This window comes from Vibrio sinensis (assembly GCF_003605645.1).
In the GTDB taxonomy this organism is placed as follows: domain Bacteria; phylum Pseudomonadota; class Gammaproteobacteria; order Enterobacterales; family Vibrionaceae; genus Vibrio; species Vibrio sinensis.
In genome coordinates this window covers 826,930-846,440 of record NZ_QVMU01000001.1, presented here as the reverse complement: position 1 = coordinate 846,440, position 19,511 = coordinate 826,930, and the positions used below count along the sequence as shown (strand labels likewise).

The 19,511-nt window shown below is 42.4% G+C and carries 15 protein-coding genes; 9 read left to right on the top strand and 6 right to left on the bottom strand.

Annotation, left to right across the window (positions count from 1 at the left end; all coding sequences use genetic code 11):
• Positions 1-206: 206 nt before the first annotated feature.
• The gene (locus DZ860_RS03510) at positions 207-1,334 is read right to left on the bottom strand and encodes an acyl-CoA desaturase (protein WP_120029500.1); all 1,128 of its coding nucleotides are present in this window, start codon (positions 1,332-1,334) and stop codon (positions 207-209) included.
• Between the two features lie 167 nt (positions 1,335-1,501).
• On the opposite strand from DZ860_RS03510, the gene DZ860_RS03505 reads away from it, so the two are divergent.
• The 3 genes from DZ860_RS03505 (at position 1,502) to DZ860_RS03495 (ending at position 6,472) form a co-directional block, all read left to right on the top strand.
• Positions 1,502-2,062 carry a GNAT family N-acetyltransferase gene (locus tag DZ860_RS03505; protein WP_120029499.1) on the top strand — a complete coding sequence of 187 codons (561 nt, stop codon included), beginning with the start codon at positions 1,502-1,504 and terminating at the stop codon, positions 2,060-2,062.
• Between the two features lie 102 nt (positions 2,063-2,164).
• Positions 2,165-3,319, top strand: a complete 1,155-nt coding sequence (locus DZ860_RS03500; RefSeq protein WP_120029498.1) for an efflux RND transporter periplasmic adaptor subunit — start codon at positions 2,165-2,167, stop codon at positions 3,317-3,319.
• Positions 3,320-6,472: an efflux RND transporter permease subunit gene (locus DZ860_RS03495; protein ID WP_120029497.1), complete on the top strand. Its 3,153-nt coding sequence runs from the start codon at positions 3,320-3,322 to the stop codon at positions 6,470-6,472.
• Between the two features lie 81 nt (positions 6,473-6,553).
• On the opposite strand, the gene DZ860_RS03490 is transcribed toward DZ860_RS03495, so the two are convergent.
• Positions 6,554-7,213, bottom strand: coding sequence for a helix-turn-helix transcriptional regulator (locus DZ860_RS03490; protein ID WP_120029496.1), 660 nt, complete (start codon positions 7,211-7,213; stop codon positions 6,554-6,556).
• A 546-nt stretch (positions 7,214-7,759) separates the two neighbouring features.
• Between DZ860_RS03490 and DZ860_RS24730 the strand changes: the two genes are divergently transcribed.
• From DZ860_RS24730 to DZ860_RS03465, 4 genes are read left to right on the top strand one after another with little or no spacing between them, the layout of a single operon-like run.
• Positions 7,760-8,845 (top strand): hypothetical protein, encoded by a 1,086-nt coding sequence (locus DZ860_RS24730; RefSeq protein WP_243641794.1) that lies wholly within the window; start codon positions 7,760-7,762, stop codon positions 8,843-8,845.
• 14 nt (positions 8,846-8,859) lie between these two features.
• Positions 8,860-9,189, top strand: coding sequence for a carbon storage regulator (locus DZ860_RS03475; protein ID WP_120029495.1), 330 nt, complete (start codon positions 8,860-8,862; stop codon positions 9,187-9,189).
• A 16-nt stretch (positions 9,190-9,205) separates the two neighbouring features.
• On the top strand, positions 9,206-9,868 hold the full coding sequence (locus tag DZ860_RS03470) for a C39 family peptidase (protein WP_243641793.1): 663 nt from the start codon (positions 9,206-9,208) through the stop codon (positions 9,866-9,868).
• 2 nt (positions 9,869-9,870) lie between these two features.
• Positions 9,871-10,575, top strand: a complete 705-nt coding sequence (locus DZ860_RS03465; RefSeq protein ID WP_120029494.1) for a hypothetical protein — start codon at positions 9,871-9,873, stop codon at positions 10,573-10,575.
• A gap of 190 nt (positions 10,576-10,765) precedes the next feature.
• On the opposite strand, the gene DZ860_RS03460 is transcribed toward DZ860_RS03465, so the two are convergent.
• Positions 10,766-11,761 (bottom strand): transporter, encoded by a 996-nt coding sequence (locus tag DZ860_RS03460; protein ID WP_120029493.1) that lies wholly within the window; start codon positions 11,759-11,761, stop codon positions 10,766-10,768.
• Between the two features lie 417 nt (positions 11,762-12,178).
• On the opposite strand from DZ860_RS03460, the gene DZ860_RS03455 reads away from it, so the two are divergent.
• Both DZ860_RS03455 and DZ860_RS03450 read left to right on the top strand, forming a co-directional pair.
• On the top strand, positions 12,179-12,823 hold the full coding sequence (locus tag DZ860_RS03455; RefSeq protein WP_120029492.1) for a beta-phosphoglucomutase family hydrolase: 645 nt from the start codon (positions 12,179-12,181) through the stop codon (positions 12,821-12,823).
• A 383-nt stretch (positions 12,824-13,206) separates the two neighbouring features.
• Positions 13,207-14,007, top strand: a complete 801-nt coding sequence (locus DZ860_RS03450) for an arylamine N-acetyltransferase family protein (RefSeq protein WP_120029491.1) — start codon at positions 13,207-13,209, stop codon at positions 14,005-14,007.
• A 145-nt stretch (positions 14,008-14,152) separates the two neighbouring features.
• On the opposite strand, the gene msrB is transcribed toward DZ860_RS03450, so the two are convergent.
• The 3 genes from msrB to DZ860_RS03435 form a co-directional block, all read right to left on the bottom strand.
• A complete protein-coding gene (gene msrB, locus DZ860_RS03445) occupies positions 14,153-15,280 on the bottom strand; it encodes a peptide-methionine (R)-S-oxide reductase MsrB (protein WP_120029490.1) in 1,128 nt (375 codons plus the stop codon).
• A gap of 205 nt (positions 15,281-15,485) precedes the next feature.
• The gene (locus tag DZ860_RS03440; RefSeq protein ID WP_120029489.1) at positions 15,486-17,234 is read right to left on the bottom strand and encodes a formate--tetrahydrofolate ligase; all 1,749 of its coding nucleotides are present in this window, start codon (positions 17,232-17,234) and stop codon (positions 15,486-15,488) included.
• Between the two features lie 308 nt (positions 17,235-17,542).
• Positions 17,543-19,465 carry a PTS fructose transporter subunit IIABC gene (locus DZ860_RS03435; RefSeq protein WP_120029488.1) on the bottom strand — a complete coding sequence of 641 codons (1,923 nt, stop codon included), beginning with the start codon at positions 19,463-19,465 and terminating at the stop codon, positions 17,543-17,545.
• Between the last annotated feature and the right edge of the window lie 46 nt (positions 19,466-19,511).

Sequence of the window (19,511 nt, the reverse complement as noted above, 5' to 3'; positions counted from 1 at the left end):
ATTTGCAATATAGAACGAAAAAATAGTATGACGTTAATCTCATTTATATCGAGTCAGTATTAATGTATTTTCACTATTTCAAGATGGAATTGGATAATGTGACGGGCGGATGACGCGACTGGGTCTGAAGTGGCAAAAAATAAAGCGCCCTTATATTGAATAAACCTGAATTTCAAAATAAGGGCGGTAAAGCGTTAACTTGTCAATTAGGCATATCGTGCCATGAGCATTTCCCAATGACGCTGTTGTTGTTGTAAGTCTGATTTTATCTGCTGATAACGTAGCTGTAAGATCGAATGTTCATACTTTTTCACAATATCATTGGTTTTACTCTCAATGACTTGTTTCTTAACGTCATAGTAGTCAGACAACCTTTGAACTAGGGTATCAAACTCTTTATTTAACGCATCGCTAAGCTGTGTACTGTTCGGTAAGGTACGTATTTTTTCTGTCGCTTCAGTAAGTGACTTCTTAGCCCGTGCCTTTTCTATTTTCAATGGCGGTGTAATGCGCAGTTTTTTCGCCAATCCTAGCCAAGAACAAGTTTTTATTAGCCATTTGGTCGGGTCGTATTGCCACCAATGAATGCCATTACGGTAATCATTTTCAAAAATATGGTGGTAGTTGTGGTAACCCTCACCAAACGTGAAAAAGGCTAAAATACCATTATCACGAGCGGTATTTTTATCGGTGTAAGGTTGTGTTCCCCAAATATGTGCCAGAGAGTTAATGAAGAAAGTGGTGTGATGACACAAAACCAAACGAACGACGCCGACCATCAATAACATGCCCCAGATATCGTTATAAATAATGCCTAGTAGCAGTGGAATACCAACATTGGTTGCGATAGCAAGTGGAACATAATATTTATGTTGCCACATCACGATAGGATCCTTTTGTAAATCACGACAGTTGCTGTAATCAGAGTAAGTTTCTCTGTGGTAGTGACGCAGCATCCAACCAATGTGGGAGAACCAAAATCCACGTTTGGCGGAATATGGGTCGACATCATTCTTATCGACATGCTTGTGATGGACTCGATGATCTGAGCTCCAATGAAGTGCACTATTTTGAAGTGCAAAAGCGCCACCTAACGCAAAAATAAAGCGTATTAACCAATGGCCTTCATAGGTTTTGTGTGACCAAAGACGGTGATAACCTGCTGTGATCGATAAATTGGTAAACGAAAACGCAACCACTAGCCACAACCAGTGCTCGGCGTGAAAACCGTGTTCAATGCCAAACCATGGGACACCGATCACAGCGACAAGAAATGAAGACAAAAATATTAGAACATTCAACCAAATAAATGGTGGTTTTTGGGTTTGTGACATCTGAGGACTTCCATTCAGCTAACAGATGTTCGCTAGAATATCAGCGAACAACTGTAAGTCAAACGAAAATTATTGAAGAATGTGAATAGAATGTTTGGCTTTTGATTAACTAATGAATAGTATGAATAGCGAGCAAATCCTTACAGGAAGTAAGAAGGGAACCAATAATGGAAATAAAAATAGCCGAATATAGTGATTTTGAGCAAATTGCCCAGCTTCACGCAAAAAGTTGGCAAACCTATTATCGCGGAATTTTGGGCGATGAATATTTAAGCCATGACGTGTTAGATGAGCGTTCTGCCGTTTGGCAAACTCGACTAATCAACCCACCTTTTAACCAACATGTGATTATTATTAAGGAACAAGATGAGCTGCTAGGTTTTGTCTGCGCCTTTGGTAACCATGACTTTGAGAAAGGGTCCATCATCGATGCCTTACACGTGAACTCAAAATGTCGAGGCAAAGGTCTAGGGCGTAAATTACTGGAAGAAATCGGACTGTGGTTAGAACAGTATTTCCCAGAAAATGGTGTGTATCTTGAGGTGTTAGCTGAAAACCAACAAGCCGTAGACTTCTATGAACATGTTGGTGGAACACACTCATTGGAACGTTTGTGGAAAGCACCTTGTGGGACTCATGCCACAGAATTAGTTTATACATGGGAGTCTCCGGTAAAACTGCGTCACCAGTTAGTGCTAAATAGAAATTCATCAAAAGTAACAAGTTGAAACAATACTGTACTCGAGCTTGATAATTCTCGGACATAGTAGCGAAGACCGTTAGATAAGGTTTTGATATCACATCAATACACTTTATCTAATGGTCTATTTATGAAAAGAACATTACTTATAACCGCTTTATCAAGTTCGCTATTTTTGGTTGGTTGCGGTGAAAAGGAAGAAAGCCAACAGGATGTTGCTATTCCTTTGGTTATAGCGAAGCAGGTCACGACAACCTCCCACCATCAAAGTAAATCCTACATTGGCCGCGTTCAAGCGGTAGAAGACACAACCATCCTCGCACAAGTTTCTGGTTATTTGAAATCTCGTGAATTTGAAGAAGGGCAAATGGTTGAAAAAGGGCAACTGCTGTACACAATTGAACCCTCATCTTTTCAGGCTCAACTCGCCAGTGCTCGCGCTTCGATAGCACAAGCCAATGCCGATCTTAAAAAGGCACAGCTCGATTTTGAAAGAGGCAAAACTTTGTTGCCACAAGGGAGTATCTCTCAGTCGGAGTTCGATGCCTTAACCGCTAATCTTTTAGGTTCAGAGGCACAAGTGAAAGCGGCGAATGCGCAGTTTAAACTTGCCGAAGTCAATTTATCCTATACCCAAATTCGCGCTCCTTTTTCTGGTCGCATTAGCGAAAGTATGGTCAGTATTGGTGATTTAGTCTCTCCGCAGTCGGGTATTTTGACCACCATCGTTAGCTTAGACCCTGTGCATACCAGCTTTAGTGTCAGTGAGCGTGAGCGGTTAGAGCTTGGCATGGATCGTGTTCATGGAGATGCAGACAGTGAAGCGAATGCGGTTGAAGTTCGCGTGATCTTGGAAAATGGGCAAGTTTTTGAACAACTGGGAGAGTTAGATTATTTGGGTAATCGTATTGATGTAAACACGGGAACCATTGCTATGCGGGCTGTAGTTCCTAACCCAGAACATCGCTTACTTCCTGGCCAACATATTCGGGTTGAACTTCGCGAGAAAGAGCAGCATGACGTTATCGTTGTGCCTAGAAAGGCGGTTCAAACGGATCTTGAGGGGCACTTTGTGATGGTTGCAGTTAGTGATGGCATGATTGAGCAAGAGTATGTTGCTGAGCGACATAATGTCACATTAGGACCTCAACTCGATCAAGGCGTGATCGTCACCAGTGGTCTTGATAGGCAAGATACGATCATTACTCAAGGCTTACAGCGTGTGCGCAATGGTGTGTCTGTTCGTATAGATTCACCAGCCACTGAAAACCATAAAGGGGGATAAATGCTCAGTCGTTTTTTTATTCAACGTCCTAAATTTGCCTTGGTGATATCAATCATTTTGACTTTGGCTGGCTTGATTTCCCTTGCCATTCTCCCTGTTGCGGAATATCCCAAGATTAGCCCTCCATCAGTGAGCGTCAACGCGTACTACACAGGCGCCAGTGCAGAAACAGTCGAACAAGCGATCGCTGATCCAATAGAGACATCAGTCAATGGTGTCGAAAATATGATTTATATGTCATCAAAGAGCGCGAATGATGGCTCATACAGTTTGAATGTGACCTTTGATGTCGGTACGGACCCTGATATGGCTCAGGTGAATGTTCAAAACCGAGTATCTCAAATTGAGTCAAAACTGCCTCAAGAAGTTCGCATGGTTGGCGTGACGGTCAAAAAGCGTTCTCCTGATCTTTTGATGGTGCTGAACTTCTATTCACCGGATGGCAAATTCGATGACCAGTTTCTGATTAACTACATTAATTTGAATGTAAAAGATCAATTGGCACGGGTTAAAGGCATCAGTGAAGTTAATGTGATTGGTGGTGGCGAATACGCAATGCGCGTGTGGCTTGATCCGGAAAAGATGGCTAACTTACATCTCACTACTTCAGATGTTTACGCCGCATTGGCTGAGCAAAACGTCCAAGTAGCAGCAGGGCGAATCGGCGCTGCACCATATAATGATGCGCAGGAAGTACAGTTTAATCTGGTGGCCAAAGGGCGATTAGAATCGGTTGAGGAATTTGAAAAGGTCGTTTTAAGAGCAAATTCTGATGGTTCCAGTGTTTATTTGGCTGATGTTGCCAGAGTTGAGTTGGGTAAGAAGTTCTACGACGGCAGTGGTTTATTCCGTGGACAGGATGCTTCTATCGTAGCGTTGTCACTTCAATCTGATGCCAATGCATTGGAAAGTGGTCAAGCGGTGATGGATCTATTAGAAAATCTGAGTGTCAATTTTCCTGATGGGATGAGTTACGAAACCAGTTACGACACGACGTTGTTCGTCGCCGAATCGATTAAAGGGGTAATTAAAACCTTGATTGAGGCCATCTTACTGGTGATCGCGGTGACCTATCTGTTTCTAGGGAGCGGACGAGCTACACTCATCCCCGTTGTTGCTATTCCAGTTTCACTGATTGGTACTTTTGCCATCATGCAAATGACGGGGTTTACCATTAATACCGTCACATTGTTTGGTTTAATTCTCGCTATCGGCATTGTGGTTGATGATGCCATTCTGGTCATCGAAAATGTTGATACAACCATGGCAAAAGACCCGACGATCACTCCTCGTAAAGCGACCTTGCTGGCAATGAAAGAGGTGACGGGTCCAATCATTACCTCAACCTTGGTTCTATTAGCGGTGTTTATTCCAGTCGCTATGCTGCCGGGTATTACAGGAATCATGTATCGCCAGTTTGCGTTGACAATCTGTATTGCTGTGGTTATTTCATCCATCAATGCATTGACGCTATCTCCGGCATTGTGTTCGTTAGTATTGAAACAAGGCGGTGGTAATACATCCAACTGGTTCCGCGCATTTAACCGAGGATTAGAGTCAGTTACCAACAAATATGGTCAAGTAGCGGGCTATTTGGTTAAGAAATCCTTATTACTAGCGGCTTTTTTTGTGGTGGCGTTGGCGGCAGTGACTTTCTTTGCAAAGACGACGTCCACGGCATTCGTACCACAAGAAGATAAAGGTATTTTGCTGGTTAATGTGCAGTTGCCTGATTCGGCTTCGCTATCTCGCACGGAAGCGGTTACTCAAGATCTTATGGCGTTGGTGGAACAAGAACCCGGTGTCGATGGCGTGACAGTTGCCAATGGCTTTGCCTTTATGACGGGAGCAGCAGCATCGAATGGTGCATCCTTGTTTATAAAGTTACATGACTGGGAAATGCGCAATGCTTTAAGTGGGGAACATTCCGCCAGTGCTATTGCTCAACGGATTAATGCCGAAGCGGCTAGAACACTACCACAAGCGATTGTGTTTGCAATGGGACCGCCAGCGGTTCCGGGCATGGGAGCAGCATCAGGTTTTGATTTCATTTTGGAAGATGCGCTCGGGCGTAGCCGAAATGATTTACAAATGGTGATGAATCAAGTCATTCAAAAAGCTAATCAGCAACCTGAAATCGCTTACACGTTCAGTACATTTCGTGCCAACGTTCCTCATTACTATGTAGATATCGATCGCGAAAAAGCCAAACAGCTTGGCGTGCCTTTATCCAGCATTTTCCAAACATTACAAGGTAATCTTGGCTCCTTGTACGTTAATGACTTTACTATGTTTGGTAAAAACTTCCGTGTGACGATGCAGGCAGATAGTGAACATCGCAGTAGTATGGATGATCTTGAGCGTTTTCATGTTCGTACTTCGGGTGGGGAGATGGTGCCGCTAAGTACCTTGGTTACTTATGAGCAAGTCTTCGAGCCGGATGTAGCGTGGCGCTATAACATGTATCGCAGTGCAAGTATCCAGGGGCAACCGGCTGATGGCTACTCTAGTGGTGATGCAATTGCAGCCATGGAGCGTGTTGCTGCTCAAGTACTGCCACAAGGCTACCAATATGAATGGACTGGAATGGCGTATCAGGAAGTATTAGCGGGTAATCAAGCGATTTACGCTTTTGCATTAGCGCTTATCTTCATTTACCTGTTTATGGTGGCTCAATATGAGAGTTGGGCGATTCCGTTAGCGATTATTCTGGTGGTACCCGTTGCCACATTGGGATCGTTTTTAGCGCTCAATTTAGCGGGGATCCCACTCAATCTTTATGCACAAATAGGATTGGTACTCTTGATAGCACTTGCTGCAAAAAATGCGATTTTGATTGTCGAGTTTGCTAAGCAAGAGAGGGAAGAGCGTGAAATGAGTATTGATGAGGCAGCGGTTAAAGGAGGGATGTTGCGTTTTCGAGCGGTGAACATGACCTCTTGGTCGTTTATCTTAGGGATTTTTCCATTACTCTTTGCTTCCGGTGCCGGGCATATCAGTCAAAACTCACTCGGAGTTTCACTAATCGGCGGTTTACTCTGTGTGCTGCTGGCGGGAACGTTTCTAATCCCCGGTTTTTATGCGTTGGTGCAACGTAAGCGTGAAAAATTTCATGGAGGAAGCACAAAACTAGTCCCACTAGATGATGAATAAATGTGTGGTTATCTAGGTTAACTAAAGTGCTGGCGATGCAATGTCTTCGCCAGCACTAATGATACGTTTTTTTGCGGTAACTTAAGATAAATCACGTCCTGAGATTGGAGGGTGATTGTTTACGACTTTCGCAATATTAACGGCTTCTCTACGTTTATGGATATCAAGTTTTCGGTAGATTTTGTAGATGTGTGACTTTACGGTGCTTTCAGATAAGAAGAGTTGGTTGGCAATTTGCTTATTTGAATGTCCATTGGTGAGTTGGTCTAATACTTGTCTTTCACGAGAGGTTAGTGAATCGTACATTGCACAACGCTGCAAGCTTGGATCTCGTTTGAGCATAACCAGTTTTTCTAAACATATTCGTGGTAACCAGAGTCCTCCTTTCAATATGTACAGAACACTTTCACACAAATGCTTTATTGGAGCTGAGTTAAGTAACAATCCTTTTATGGAACGCCAATAAATAAAAGCGTGATCCAACTTCTCTGTTGGTACGTTATGAACTAATAGATTAACGCCTAAAAGGTCAAAATTAGGTAACGCATCCTGTGAGAAAAGTTGCTCTAAGTAATCAAAATCAATCAACACCAAATCAATGACGGATTCACCGCAGACATCGGAAAGCTGGTGGTGGGGTTCGATGATGATATTGGCTTCAACATTTTGTTCTAGCTGCTGCTCAATGAGACTTGCTTGAAGATTCTTTTCGCCAAGTATTACAAGGTTTTTGAGTGGCATACCGACTGGCTCCATTGTCAGTTTTAATAATGAATAAAAGAAGTTAACGATAGTTTTATTTAAGAGACTGGGTAAAGTATAAGCAATATTGGCGTATGACGCGCAAATATCATTAATGGTAGTGATATAAATGTCATTACATGTAAACGTAAGTATTAGATCGTTTATCTAGGATGGCATCCTTTATTACAACTAAGTGCCATTAATTTATTGATATTTCGCCGTGTCGTGTTCTTTTTGATTCTTTATCTGAAAACTATTTTGAGAAAAGTGCGAGGTTATTCTTGGAATAGATAAGCTTTCAATACAACCAATCTCACAATTAGGTTCATACTATCATCATGATTAATTTGAATATTTTTCATAACCACATGATTTTACGAAAGTAACTTACTCCCCTTGTTATTCCGTTTTGGTCCTTATCTCGACAGCTAGTCGTGTTGTCTCAATTGTGAGAATTATGCATCTCGAGCCCTACCTATACTCAGTTTGCTTTCGAGCAAGAATCGAATAATTCAGACAAGGATATACAACGGAGTGAATGTTATGAATCTTAAGAAAACAGGTCTAGCTATCGCAATGGCAGCATTGGTGATGAGTGGTTCAGCATTGGCAGGTGGTGGTGGTCATAATGACTATAAAAGTCACAACGACGTGTTAAGTAATAACACCTCAAATGTAGGTGCTGGTAATGATCATAATGGTGCGGGTAACGACCATAACACCGCAAACATTGGTGGTGGTAATGACCACAACACCTCAAATGTAGGTGGTGGTAATGACCATAACGGTGCTGGTAATGACCATAACGGTGCGGGTAATGACAATAACACTGCAAATATTGGTGGTGGTAATGACAATAACCACAACGGCGCTGGTAATGACAACAACACCTCAAATGTAGGTGGTGGTAACGACAACAATAATAATGGTGCTGGTAATGACCATAACACAGCGAACATTGGTGGTGGTAACGACAACAACAACAATGGCGCTGGTAATGACAACAACACCTCGAATGTAGGTGGCGGTAACGACAACAATAATAATGGTGCTGGTAATGATAACAACACTGCAAATATTGGTGGCGGTAACGACCACAATACCTCAAATGTAGGTGGTGGTAACGACAACAACAATAACGGTGCTGGTAACGACAACAATACTGCAAATATTGGTGGCGGTAATGATAACAACCACAATGGTGCCGGTAATGACAACAACACCACTGAAGAAAATGGTGATGATGGCAACATGAGTTGGAAAAACAGCGCTAACACCACATCTGGTGGTGGTAACGACAACAACAAAACTTGGAATGGTAGTGCAAACACGACAACTACAAATACGATGACTAAGCATGAGTTGAACTTTGAAGTTGATATGGTGGTTGCGAAGTCAGATCTTGAAGGTTCAATTACCAAAGTGTCTACTGAGTACGGTGAAGCGGGTTCTATGTATAAAGGACGCGGTTGTGGTAAATGTGCGGGTGCAGGTGTAAGCGTACGTAACACGAACTCAATGGACGGATTTGGTGGCGCAGCAGGTATTACAACAGTCGGTCAAAATGCCGGTGCGAACTCTATGGTTCAACAATCTGTTGTGACTAACGCGTCTGTATTCACTAAGTAAAACTGGAGAATGTCATGCGCTTAGCACTAATCGCATTAAGTAGCTTGTTAATGGCAAATGCTTATGCAGCAGATCTAGTGCTGACGAACGAACTAGAGCTATCCGAAGAAACAATGGATAGCTCTCGTGGAGGTCAGTACGTAATTGATATTGATAGTGTGACAGCGTCTTCGGAAATTGCAGGTTTGAGTGCGGGCAATACAGCCTTGAATACGGTGAATGGTGATAACGTCATAGCAGCAGGAGCATTAGCTGCTAGTTCAGGAGTCACCAGTGTCATCCAAAACACAGGTAATAATGTCCTCATTCAAAACTCAATGGTCGTAAACCTGACACTTAAATGATATGGATCTTTCGCGAATGTTAGCAATGGGGATGCTGGTTTTTTCAGCATCCTCTGTTGCACTTGATTATATGCCGAATCGAGGCGCTTACTCAGTGCAAGTCAAGAGCTACAAGGAAATGATGTTTGGTGATGTAATCCGTCAGCAATTTGATTTTAGTTGTGGCTCTGCTGCTGTAGCGTCTCTTCTGACTTACCACTATGAAAATCCTGCCGATGAAGACACGATTTTCAAAGCGATGTATGAGAGAGGAAACCAAAGTAAGATTAAGAAAAGTGGTTTCTCACTACTTGATATGAAAGAGTATTTAGAAACACTTGGATATAAAGCGGATGGCTTTAAAATTCCCTTAGCTAAAATGCGAGACATTGCGGTGCCTGGTATCACGTTAGTGAATTTTGATGGCTATATGCACTTTGTGGTGATTAAAGGCATGAATAGTCATTCGGTCATTTTAGGTGACCCGTCGCGAGGAACCGTAAAAATGAGGTATAGCGATTTTGAGCAGTACTATTCTGGTATTGTTCTTTTAATTCGTAATTATACCGATGTGGCAAAGAACGGTTATATTTCCGATGACAACTATACGTTATATGCGCCTTCACCACTTGCAGCTGGTATCCCTCGGGATTCCTTAGGCGTGTTCAGTATCACACTGCCAGAAAGTGGAGAATACTAATCATGTCCAATTTAACTTGGGTAGGAGGTGTGCTTTGTGCTTGTTTATCAAGCTCGACATTAGCTGCCTTACCTCACCTTGATCGACTTGAACCTTTGGAAAGTCACGAGTTAGCAAGTTATCGTGCTGGGTTCAGTTTTGATGATGATTTTTTCATCAATATTGGATTAAACATAGCTACATCCATCAATGGTGATACATTATTTACTAATGAAATCGCCAATTTGCTCATTCAAAATGGTCAATTAATCGCGACCAAACCGATTGAGGAGACCTTTGTTACAGTTGTCCAAATTGGACAAAATAACACAATTGAGATACCAACCCCTGTGTCACCGAGTACGCCAGCAGCACCTACTACACCAACTCCGTCTGTGCCATCAACGCCAACTGGAGGAAATGGAAGTGGTAATGCAGGATCTTCGGTAGCAAGTACCCCAGCGAATAATGGCGGTAATGGAGGCGGAGCAACGACTCCTGTCGTAACGCCGCCAACGGCTCCAACGGCACCGACGTTTACTCAAGTAAGCATGCCAAACTTGGGGATTGACCCAACCGCAATATCAAGAATCATCCAAAACTCTTTGGATGGCACTGTTCTTGGATTAGGGACTGTCATTAATATTGATGCGCAGGTTGGTGGGGTTATTAAACAATTAGAAAGCAACAGTAAGCTACAGCAAGCGTTACAATTGCATTTGCAATAACCACAATAGATAACGAGTTTGTTGATTTAAATTACGGTTGAATAATGAAAACGCAAAAGAGCCAAACAGATGTTTGGCTCTTTTTATTGGTCTTAAAATTTGCAAAACTGCAAAACGCTTTAAACTCTAAATCTCTTTAAACTTGAAGTTTCTCTACAATATAAACTTCTAGATGATACTAAGCCGCTCACTAAAAACTAAATGGTGCTCTAACCGTGAGCTGGAAATCAGGACTGTCCTCAGTAAGCCCAGCTTGTGCATTGATATTGATCGATGAGGTTGGGCTAATCGCATAGTTGATACCAAAGTTTAGCGTATCAAGCTGGAGAAGTTTGGCTTCGTCGCCTCTAGAACCGTTAATTTTACTTTCAAGAATAGTACGGTGAGTTAGCCCAATAGATAAGGAAAGATCGGGGTTGATCGCGAAACCGAGGCCACCACCAATAGAAATGGTGTCACCTAAATCAATTTCTGCGGATTGACCGCCTAAATCAACATCGTCTTTGAAATTATAGATATAAGAAAGGTTGGCAAATAACACAGCAGGATCGGTTGGGTAAACCATTGAAATATTTGGCTCGATACTCCAAAAACCAGAACCTGTTGGGGCGTCTGTTAGAGAGTTTGAGGTTGGATCAATGTCAATGTCGTAGGGAGATTTACCTGTGTCTGATTTGACTCTAAGACCACCAATCCAATAAGGGGTCGTATCAAAATTAAATTGATGTCGTATTGCGAACTCAATGTCCCCTAAGCCACCACCATCGATATCTGCATTGATAGTATTGCCGGAAGAACCATCTTGTATAGGACGGGTAGAGATTTGGTCATTTCGATAAACAAAAGGTACCCGTAACTCAAGCTCTGTTGCATTGGTTAGGCCGTAACGCGTGGTGAAGCCCGCTGTTAACGTGGTTCTATCTGTATCACTGACCTCAATACGACCTACGATCAATGTTGGCAAAATAGTATAGCCAATGACTGAAACTTTATTTGATGAGTTTTGTGTGTAACCCAGTGAAACTTCAAACCCAACATTACCAGCAGGCGTTAGAACACCGGGTCGGTCAATAATATCTGTCACGGTTTGGGCCCGTTGAGGCTGTGATGAACCAGATTCATCCTCCGCTATTACAGGTGTAGCAAGTACCAGTAGTGGCAGCGTGTAAATCAACGATTTTGCCATAGTGAATTCCCTATTATTTTTATTTGTCCCTACTTTTAAATAGATGAACAATGGAGGAAATTCCAATTTAATGTTCATTTGTTGACCATGTTATTACTAATGAGATGGTACTCAATAGCTTGGTGTATCAAGCTTGAAGGTTAATTTTGATAATTTTAATTTATTCTCAGGGAACGAAAGGTCATCGGATTTTTATTCAGGAATCCATGTGAAATGAGGGCACGTTTTTGTCGACCATAATTAGTCTTGGTTAAAAGTGAGAGCAAAGCTTGAATTCAAGATTACGTGCAGGGTAGCCGGATAGATCAAATTACATTAATGAATTTGGTGATAGGCTGTTGTTTCGATACGTGGCGAGACTGAATGTAGATGCTCGCAATCGCCATTAAATCAAACTAATACGAATGGAAGAAGAAGATGTTTAATATCGAAGACAGTGTTGTCGCAGACAAATTTATCGCAGTAAGTCACATCGAAACTCATTATGACGCGTTGATTTTCGACATGGATGGAACCTTGCTTGACACCATGCCTGCCCATCTCGAAGCATGGGCAATAACAGCCAAGCACTATCAATTCGACATTTGTTTAGATTGGCTTCATGGTTTGGGTGGAATGCCAAGCTCCAAAATAGTCGTAGAGATTAATCGAAAATATGGTTTGGAATTGGATCCGAAAGAAGTCGCAAAACATAAAATGGAAACATTCATTCATTTTGAAGACCATGGCGGCATTATCGATTCGACTTACAATATTTTAAAGCACTACCAAGGCATCAAAAAAACCGCGATTGGAACAGGGAGCATGAGTGAAACAGCGTTGAAGTTACTCGAAAGTTCAGGTGTCTTACCACTGTTTGATACTGTCGTGACTGCTTCTGATGTCGATAATCATAAACCAAACCCTGATACTTTCTTATTAGCTGCTCAGCGACTCGGTGTAGAGCCTAAGCGATGTGTTGTGTTTGAAGATACCTATCTTGGCCTGCAAGCGGCTCACGCAGCGGGGATGGATTGTATTATGGTCGTGGCTGATGGACTTGAATTCCATGCTGTGCCATAACGCATTTACAAGCTTTCGCTTTCAGTATTGGATAATCAGTTCAAAGAATTAAATCGAAAGAGCCTGCATCTTGAACGGTAGCACCAGTTAGTTTTTGAAGGTGCTATTGTTTTAAGAAGTGTTTTAGAAGCGTTTCAACAAGAGACTAGCTAGATGTCGTCTCAAGAAGCTACTTTCAACTCACTGAACCACTTCAACGCACACTAGAAATCCTGTGTCATTATTTGGTCTTTTGTAATTCGCCTGCTTGTAAAATAAGTTTGCGCATTTTTAGCATGGTGTTCTAGCATTAGAAGCATACATCGGAAGTTAGTATAATCAACCATTTGAATAATTGTTCGATAGTAATCAAGTCGATATGACGTAGGGATTGTAATTATATTATGCAGAACAGTGAGTTGAATGATTATTGGAATCGAGTCGGTTTAGTGAACTCAGAATTTATTCAAAACGGTGAGAAGAGTTTACAGTTTCTCAAAATAATACATCAAGCACAACATAGACATATTCCGTTCGAAAATTTTGATATTGTTCTTGGAAATGAAGTCAAGATTTCGGCTAAAAACATGCAAGATAAGCTACTTTCTCAGCAACGAGGAGGTTACTGTTTTGAACTTAATGGCTTACTGTTGGATGTACTTCAAACCATTGGTTTTAGTGTTCGACCACTCCTAGGGCGAGTTCATTTAAGTGGTGAGCCATCAGGGCGTACCCATCAGATTTCGCTGGTGGAACTAGAAGGTGAACAGTGGATCGTAGATGCTGGTTTCGGGTCTCAAACCCCAAGAGAGCCCATCCCATTGGTATTAAATCAAGAGTTTTCAACTGACTTGCAAGTATTTAGAATTATTGAAAGCCGTCAATTTGGTGTCATGTTACAAGTTAAAGATCAACAAGATTGGCAGGATCTTTATAGCCTTGATTTGGCATATGTGTGTCAAGCGGATATTGAAATGGGTAATTACTTTACCTCGACCAATTCTAAATCGGTGTTCACTGGATCTCGAATCGCAGCGAAGCCAACTAAAAATGGTATTGTGACACTACTTAACTCAACGTTAAAAGTTACATCAAATGGCGTGGTGGAAGAAACAATATTGCCCGATGATGAACGCTATGTAGAGGCGCTTGAGCAGTACTTTGGTATTGTTCTTAACCATACCTATCAAGATTTTAAATTTTAACGAAATCAAGAAAAGAGCGATGTGGCAACTACCTTGAAAATACCGATAGTGTTGACACAGCAATCATTCGATACCGTGGAATTCGTTCTTTTATCAACAAGGTAGTTGTATACCAGTCGCTACATTGACTATTTGATAGGAAGCGTTAGCTATCAAATAAGTAGAGATACTCCGCATAACCTTCTTTTCTCATATCTTCCTTGGCAACAAATCGCATAGCAGCGGAATTCATGCAGTAACGTAATCCAGTTGGTTCTGGCCCATCTTTAAACACATGTCCTAGATGAGAATCACCGAACTTACTTCTTACCTCAGTACGAGGATAAATCAATTTGTAGTCTGTAGTAGTAATGACAAATGCATCGCTGATTGGTTGTGTGAAGCTCGGCCATCCAGTACCAGAGCGGTATTTGTCCGTCGATGAAAAAAGAGGTTCGCCAGTGACTACATCGACGTAAATACCGGCTTTCTTGTTGTCCCAATATTCATTGTCAAAGGGGCGCTCTGTCCCATCTTCTTGGGTGACGTAGTATTGCAGTTCATTTAACGATGCTTTGATTTTGTCTTGTGATGGTTTCAGATAACGTTTTGCACCTTTACTTTGTTCGATCATCTGACGCAGTGTTATAGGATTCGATTCACGATCATCACCAAAGATCTGGTCAAGATAGGCGTCACGCCCAGATGCATAGCGGTAGTAGTTATAGCGAACCTTATTGTTTTTAGCGTAATCCTGATGATAGTTCTCTGCCGGCCAAAACTGTTCAAACTTGATGAGCTCAGTGTTTAGCGGTTTTTGGTAGATACCCAATTCGTCAATTTGTGCCATAAATTGAGTCGCAATCTGCTTTTGCTGCTCATTGTGATAGAAAATAGCAGGGCGATATTGAGGTCCTCGGTCGACAAATGAACCGAGAGCATCTGTTGGATCCATGTGTCGAAATAGTTGGTCTAGTACTGCTTCATAGCTCACAACATCTGGGTCATAAGTGACTTGAATAACTTCGATGTGCTCCGTTTTTCCCGAAGCGACCTGTTTGTAGGTGGGTTGTTTGAGCTTTCCCCCTGAATAGCCTGAGACGACATCGATCACCCCATCGAGTTTCTCGAGATCGGATTCTGTACACCAGAAACAACCTCCCGCTAGGGTTGCAATTTCGGTTCTTCCTTGCTTCGACGATGCTGGCATTTTCTCTTCAGCATTTGTCATAAACGCGAAACTTGCAGCCAGTAAGACGAGAATGACTAATGGGTAAGCAAAAATGGCTTTCATAATGACCTCTGTGTCAAATTGCTATGTTTGAGTATTAGAAAGGCAAATCCGAATAAAAATTGCATGGAGTGGTGTTTTTTGTAACTTTTAGATTTTCTTAGGGGTAAAAAAGCACTAAAAAACGGACCTAAGTCCGTTTATTGTATTGGGCGCATTGAGAGTGTTTCGATGATGCCGCTTAGCGTAGACGACTCAACTTACTCGACTAACTGAGACCGATGATATTGCCATCATCATCAAGGTCTAGATTCATAAAGGCTGGTTTTTCAGGCAGGCCAGGCATAGTCATGACATTGCCACACAGCGCGTAAATAAAACCGGCACCGGCACATAACTTTAATTCTCTGATAGGCACATCAAAGCCTTTAGGTGCACCTTTTAACGAACCATCAGTGGAAATTGACAGTGGGGTTTTCGCTAAACAGACTGCTAAGTCATCAAATCCTTGCTGTTTGAATTGTTGGAGTTGCTGTTTAGCGATGTCACTCAAGGTGACGCTTCCAGCGCCATATCCAACTTCAGCAACTGCCATCAGTTTTTCTTCTGTCGTTTGGTTGAGCGTATAAAGAGGAGTAAATGTGGAGCTTACTTCACATTGCGTAATCACTTTTTCGGCAAGTTCTTTCGTACCGTTACCCCCGTTAGCAAAGCCCTCACTGATAGCAACAAGAACATTGTTAGGTAAGGCTTCGATCATCGCTTTAAGTTGAGTGAGTTCTTCTTCACTGTCTTGTGGGAAGCGATTAATTGCAACTACCGCAGGTACACCGTATTTATTGACGTTGTTAATATGCCATTGCAAATTTTCAAATCCAGCAACTAGCGCTGCGTGATCGTTGGCAAAAAGAGAGTCGGGGATAGGCTGACCAGGTAGCAAGTCATAATGACCTGAGTTAGCTTTCAGACCACGTAGTGTTGCAACAATGACGGCGCAATCCGGCGCTTTTCCTGAAGCTTGCGATTTGATGTTACAGGCTTTTTCAAACCCCATATCAGAGCCAAAACCACCCTCTGTCACTGTGTAATCACCCAGTTTTAGTGCAATATTATCGGCGATAATCGAAGAATTACCATGAGCAATGTTGGCAAATGGCCCAGCATGGATCAGCGTTGGTACGCCCTCCAATGTCTGCATCAACGTCGGTTCGATAGCCTCTTTCATACTCACGGCCATTGCTCCAGCGACTTGTAAGTCCTCTGTAGTAACAGGTTCACCAGAATAGGAATAAGCGACGACAATGCGGCCAATTCGTTGGCGAAGATCTTTGAGATCATTAGCAAGGGCTAAAATTGCCATTAATTCAGACGCGGCAGAAATATCGAATCCATCTTCACGCTCATAACCGTTTATCGTTTTGCCTGTTTCATTCTTACCCACAGTCACCATGCGTAATGCACGGTCATTATGATCCATGACGCGTTTCCATACGACACGTGTTGGATCAATTTTGAGCGCAGTCAGGCCACTTCTGGTTTCGAAGTCGTCATAGCCTAGGCGTTGTTCATGGTAAATTCGGGCGTCAATCGCGGCAGCAGCAAGGTTATGCGCAGCGGTCACTGCGTGAATATCACCGGTTAAGTGCAGGTTGAGCTCTTCCATTGGCGCAACTTGGGAATAACCGCCACCGGCAGCCCCACCTTTAACACCAAAAACAGGCCCCATAGAGGGTTGGCGGATACATGCGGTAACCATATGGTTGAGCTTGGCTAAACCTTGAGCGAGTCCAATAGTGGTTACGGTTTTTCCCTCACCTAGCGGCGTTGGGGTAATGGCGGTAACAAGGATGAGTTTACCGGATTTTTTTGGCGCAAGTCTTTTTAGGCAATCGAGAGAGACTTTAGCTTTGTATGTGCCTTGAGTATCAAATTCTGTATCAAGCAAACCAGCTTGAGTGGCAATAGTGGAAATAGAAGCGAGTGTGGTGGTACGGCAGATTTCGATATCAGGCAGCATAAAACCCTCTTAATAAAGAATAAAACGGTCACGTAAACGTTTGCGTGAGAATAATAACGCTAAATTGTGCTTTGTAAAGTCTTATATTTAGGGCGAGGATTATTCGCGCTATGGTCGCTGATAGCAAGTGAAAAATACGTCAATTTTATAACATGTAAAAACGGTGTAGATGGATGGCATAACTTGACGAAGTTGAAAATGCAGGGTTTGAAAATATTTAGACCGAATGGTAAAAATTAAAGCCTCATGAAGAGGCTTTAATTATTTGGTACTTATTGTGACCAATAATAGTAATTTATAGGAATCAATTAGTTAGTGGCAAGTTGTGCATTTTGTGATTTTAACGTTCTGTTGTAACGCACTTTCTTAAGTACGATGGCAACTGCGGCTGTTGTTATTACACCAATGGCCATTGCGACGAGTGCTAGTACAGGTTTATTGAACGCTCCTAATAGGACAACAATTGGACCGCCATGTGCGACGTTACACGTTAGGCCGAAAGTAAAGCCAAGCACACAGGCTACCGCTGAACCAATCATGTTGGCTGGAATAACCGCAAATGGGTCACGAGCTGCAAATGGAATGGCACCCTCTGAAATTCCTACCATACCCATTGCTGTCGCCGCTTTCGCATTTTCGACTTCTTCGCTTTCAAATAGTTTCCAACGGCTACCAATAAAGGCAGCAAGAGCCATACCCAGTGGTGCCACAGGAATAGCAGCAGCTTGAGCGCCCATAAACTGAGTTTGACCCTCTGCGATAAGACCAACGCTGAATAAGAAAGCGACCTTACCAAATGGTCCACCCATATCAAAACCTTGCATCAAACCAATGACAAGGCCAATGAGAATGACGTTACCTGTTGATAGGTTAGCCAATACATTGTTCATGGTTTCCATGATGCCTGCGATAGGGGCACCGATGATGAAGATAAACACGCCAGCGATGAATAAAGAGCCTGCAATAGGAGCAATCATGATTGGTACAAGCGGCTGAATCATCTTGGAATAGTTGAAACTAACAATCCATTTAACGAAATAACCAACTAGAAGACCAGCAATGATTGCACCGATGAATCCGGTACCAGCTCCTGCATCGTAGAACGAACCATTGTTTGCGATCCAGCCACCAATAAGTCCAGGAGCAAGACCTGGACGATCGGCTATCGCGTATGCGATGTAACCTGCAAGGACAGGAATCATTAAAGTAAAACCAACAACACCAACATCTAAGATCTTGTTCCAGAAACTACCCTCAGGTATAGCAAGACCGCCTGGTGTTGGTTGTCCGCCAATCGCTAGTGATAAAGCGATTAGTATGCCCCCGACAACAACGAATGGAATCATATGAGACACGCCATTCATTAGATATTTGTATAAATCTTGTCCAGAACCCGTTGTCATCGTTGATTTTTGACTGTTAGATACTTTGCCATCACCTTGATAAAGTGGTGCTTCTAGTGCTTGCTCAATAAGTTTATCAGCATCTTTTATGGCTTTTTTTACGCCTGTGATGATGACTTTTTTGCCGGAGAATCGGTTTAAGTCAACTTGTTTGTCACAAGCGACGACAATCGCATCCGCTCGTGCGATTTCTTCTTCTGTTGGTATATTTTTAACACCGACAGAACCATTTGTTTCGACTTTACATTCATAGCCCATTTGAGCTGCTGCATTTTCAATACTTTCGGCAGCAAGGTAGGTATGGGCGACGCCAACGGGACAACCAGTCACGCCAATGATGAAACCTTTGCTAACAGCTGGTGTTACTTGTGACGGTTCATCATCACTTGTAGTCATGAGAGCAAGAGCTTCTTCGCTAGTCGTTGCAGTAAGCAATTCTTCAATAAAAGTGGGCTCGATAATTTTAGAAGACAGCTTGGCCAGTACTTGTACGTGAAAATCACTCGCTTTCTCAGGTGATGCGATCATGAAGAAGATTTTTGATGGTAAACCATCTTCCGCCCCATATTCGATACCTTGTTTACTGACACCGACAGCAATTGCAGGAGAAACGACGGCTGAACTTTTCGCGTGAGGCAGAGCAATACCATCTTCAAAACCGGTATTACCCGTTGCTTCTCGGTCCCACACATCTTGGATAAACTGTGTTTTATCAGAGACTTTACCTGCTGCCACTAGTACATCTGCAAGCTCATTAAATACAGCGTCTTTGTCGCAAGCATTCAAGTCTAGCTTGATTAACTGTGCGTTTAGGATCTCTTTCATCATAATGTAGATCTCTTATTGAGTAGGGATTTATGTATTTACAAATTTT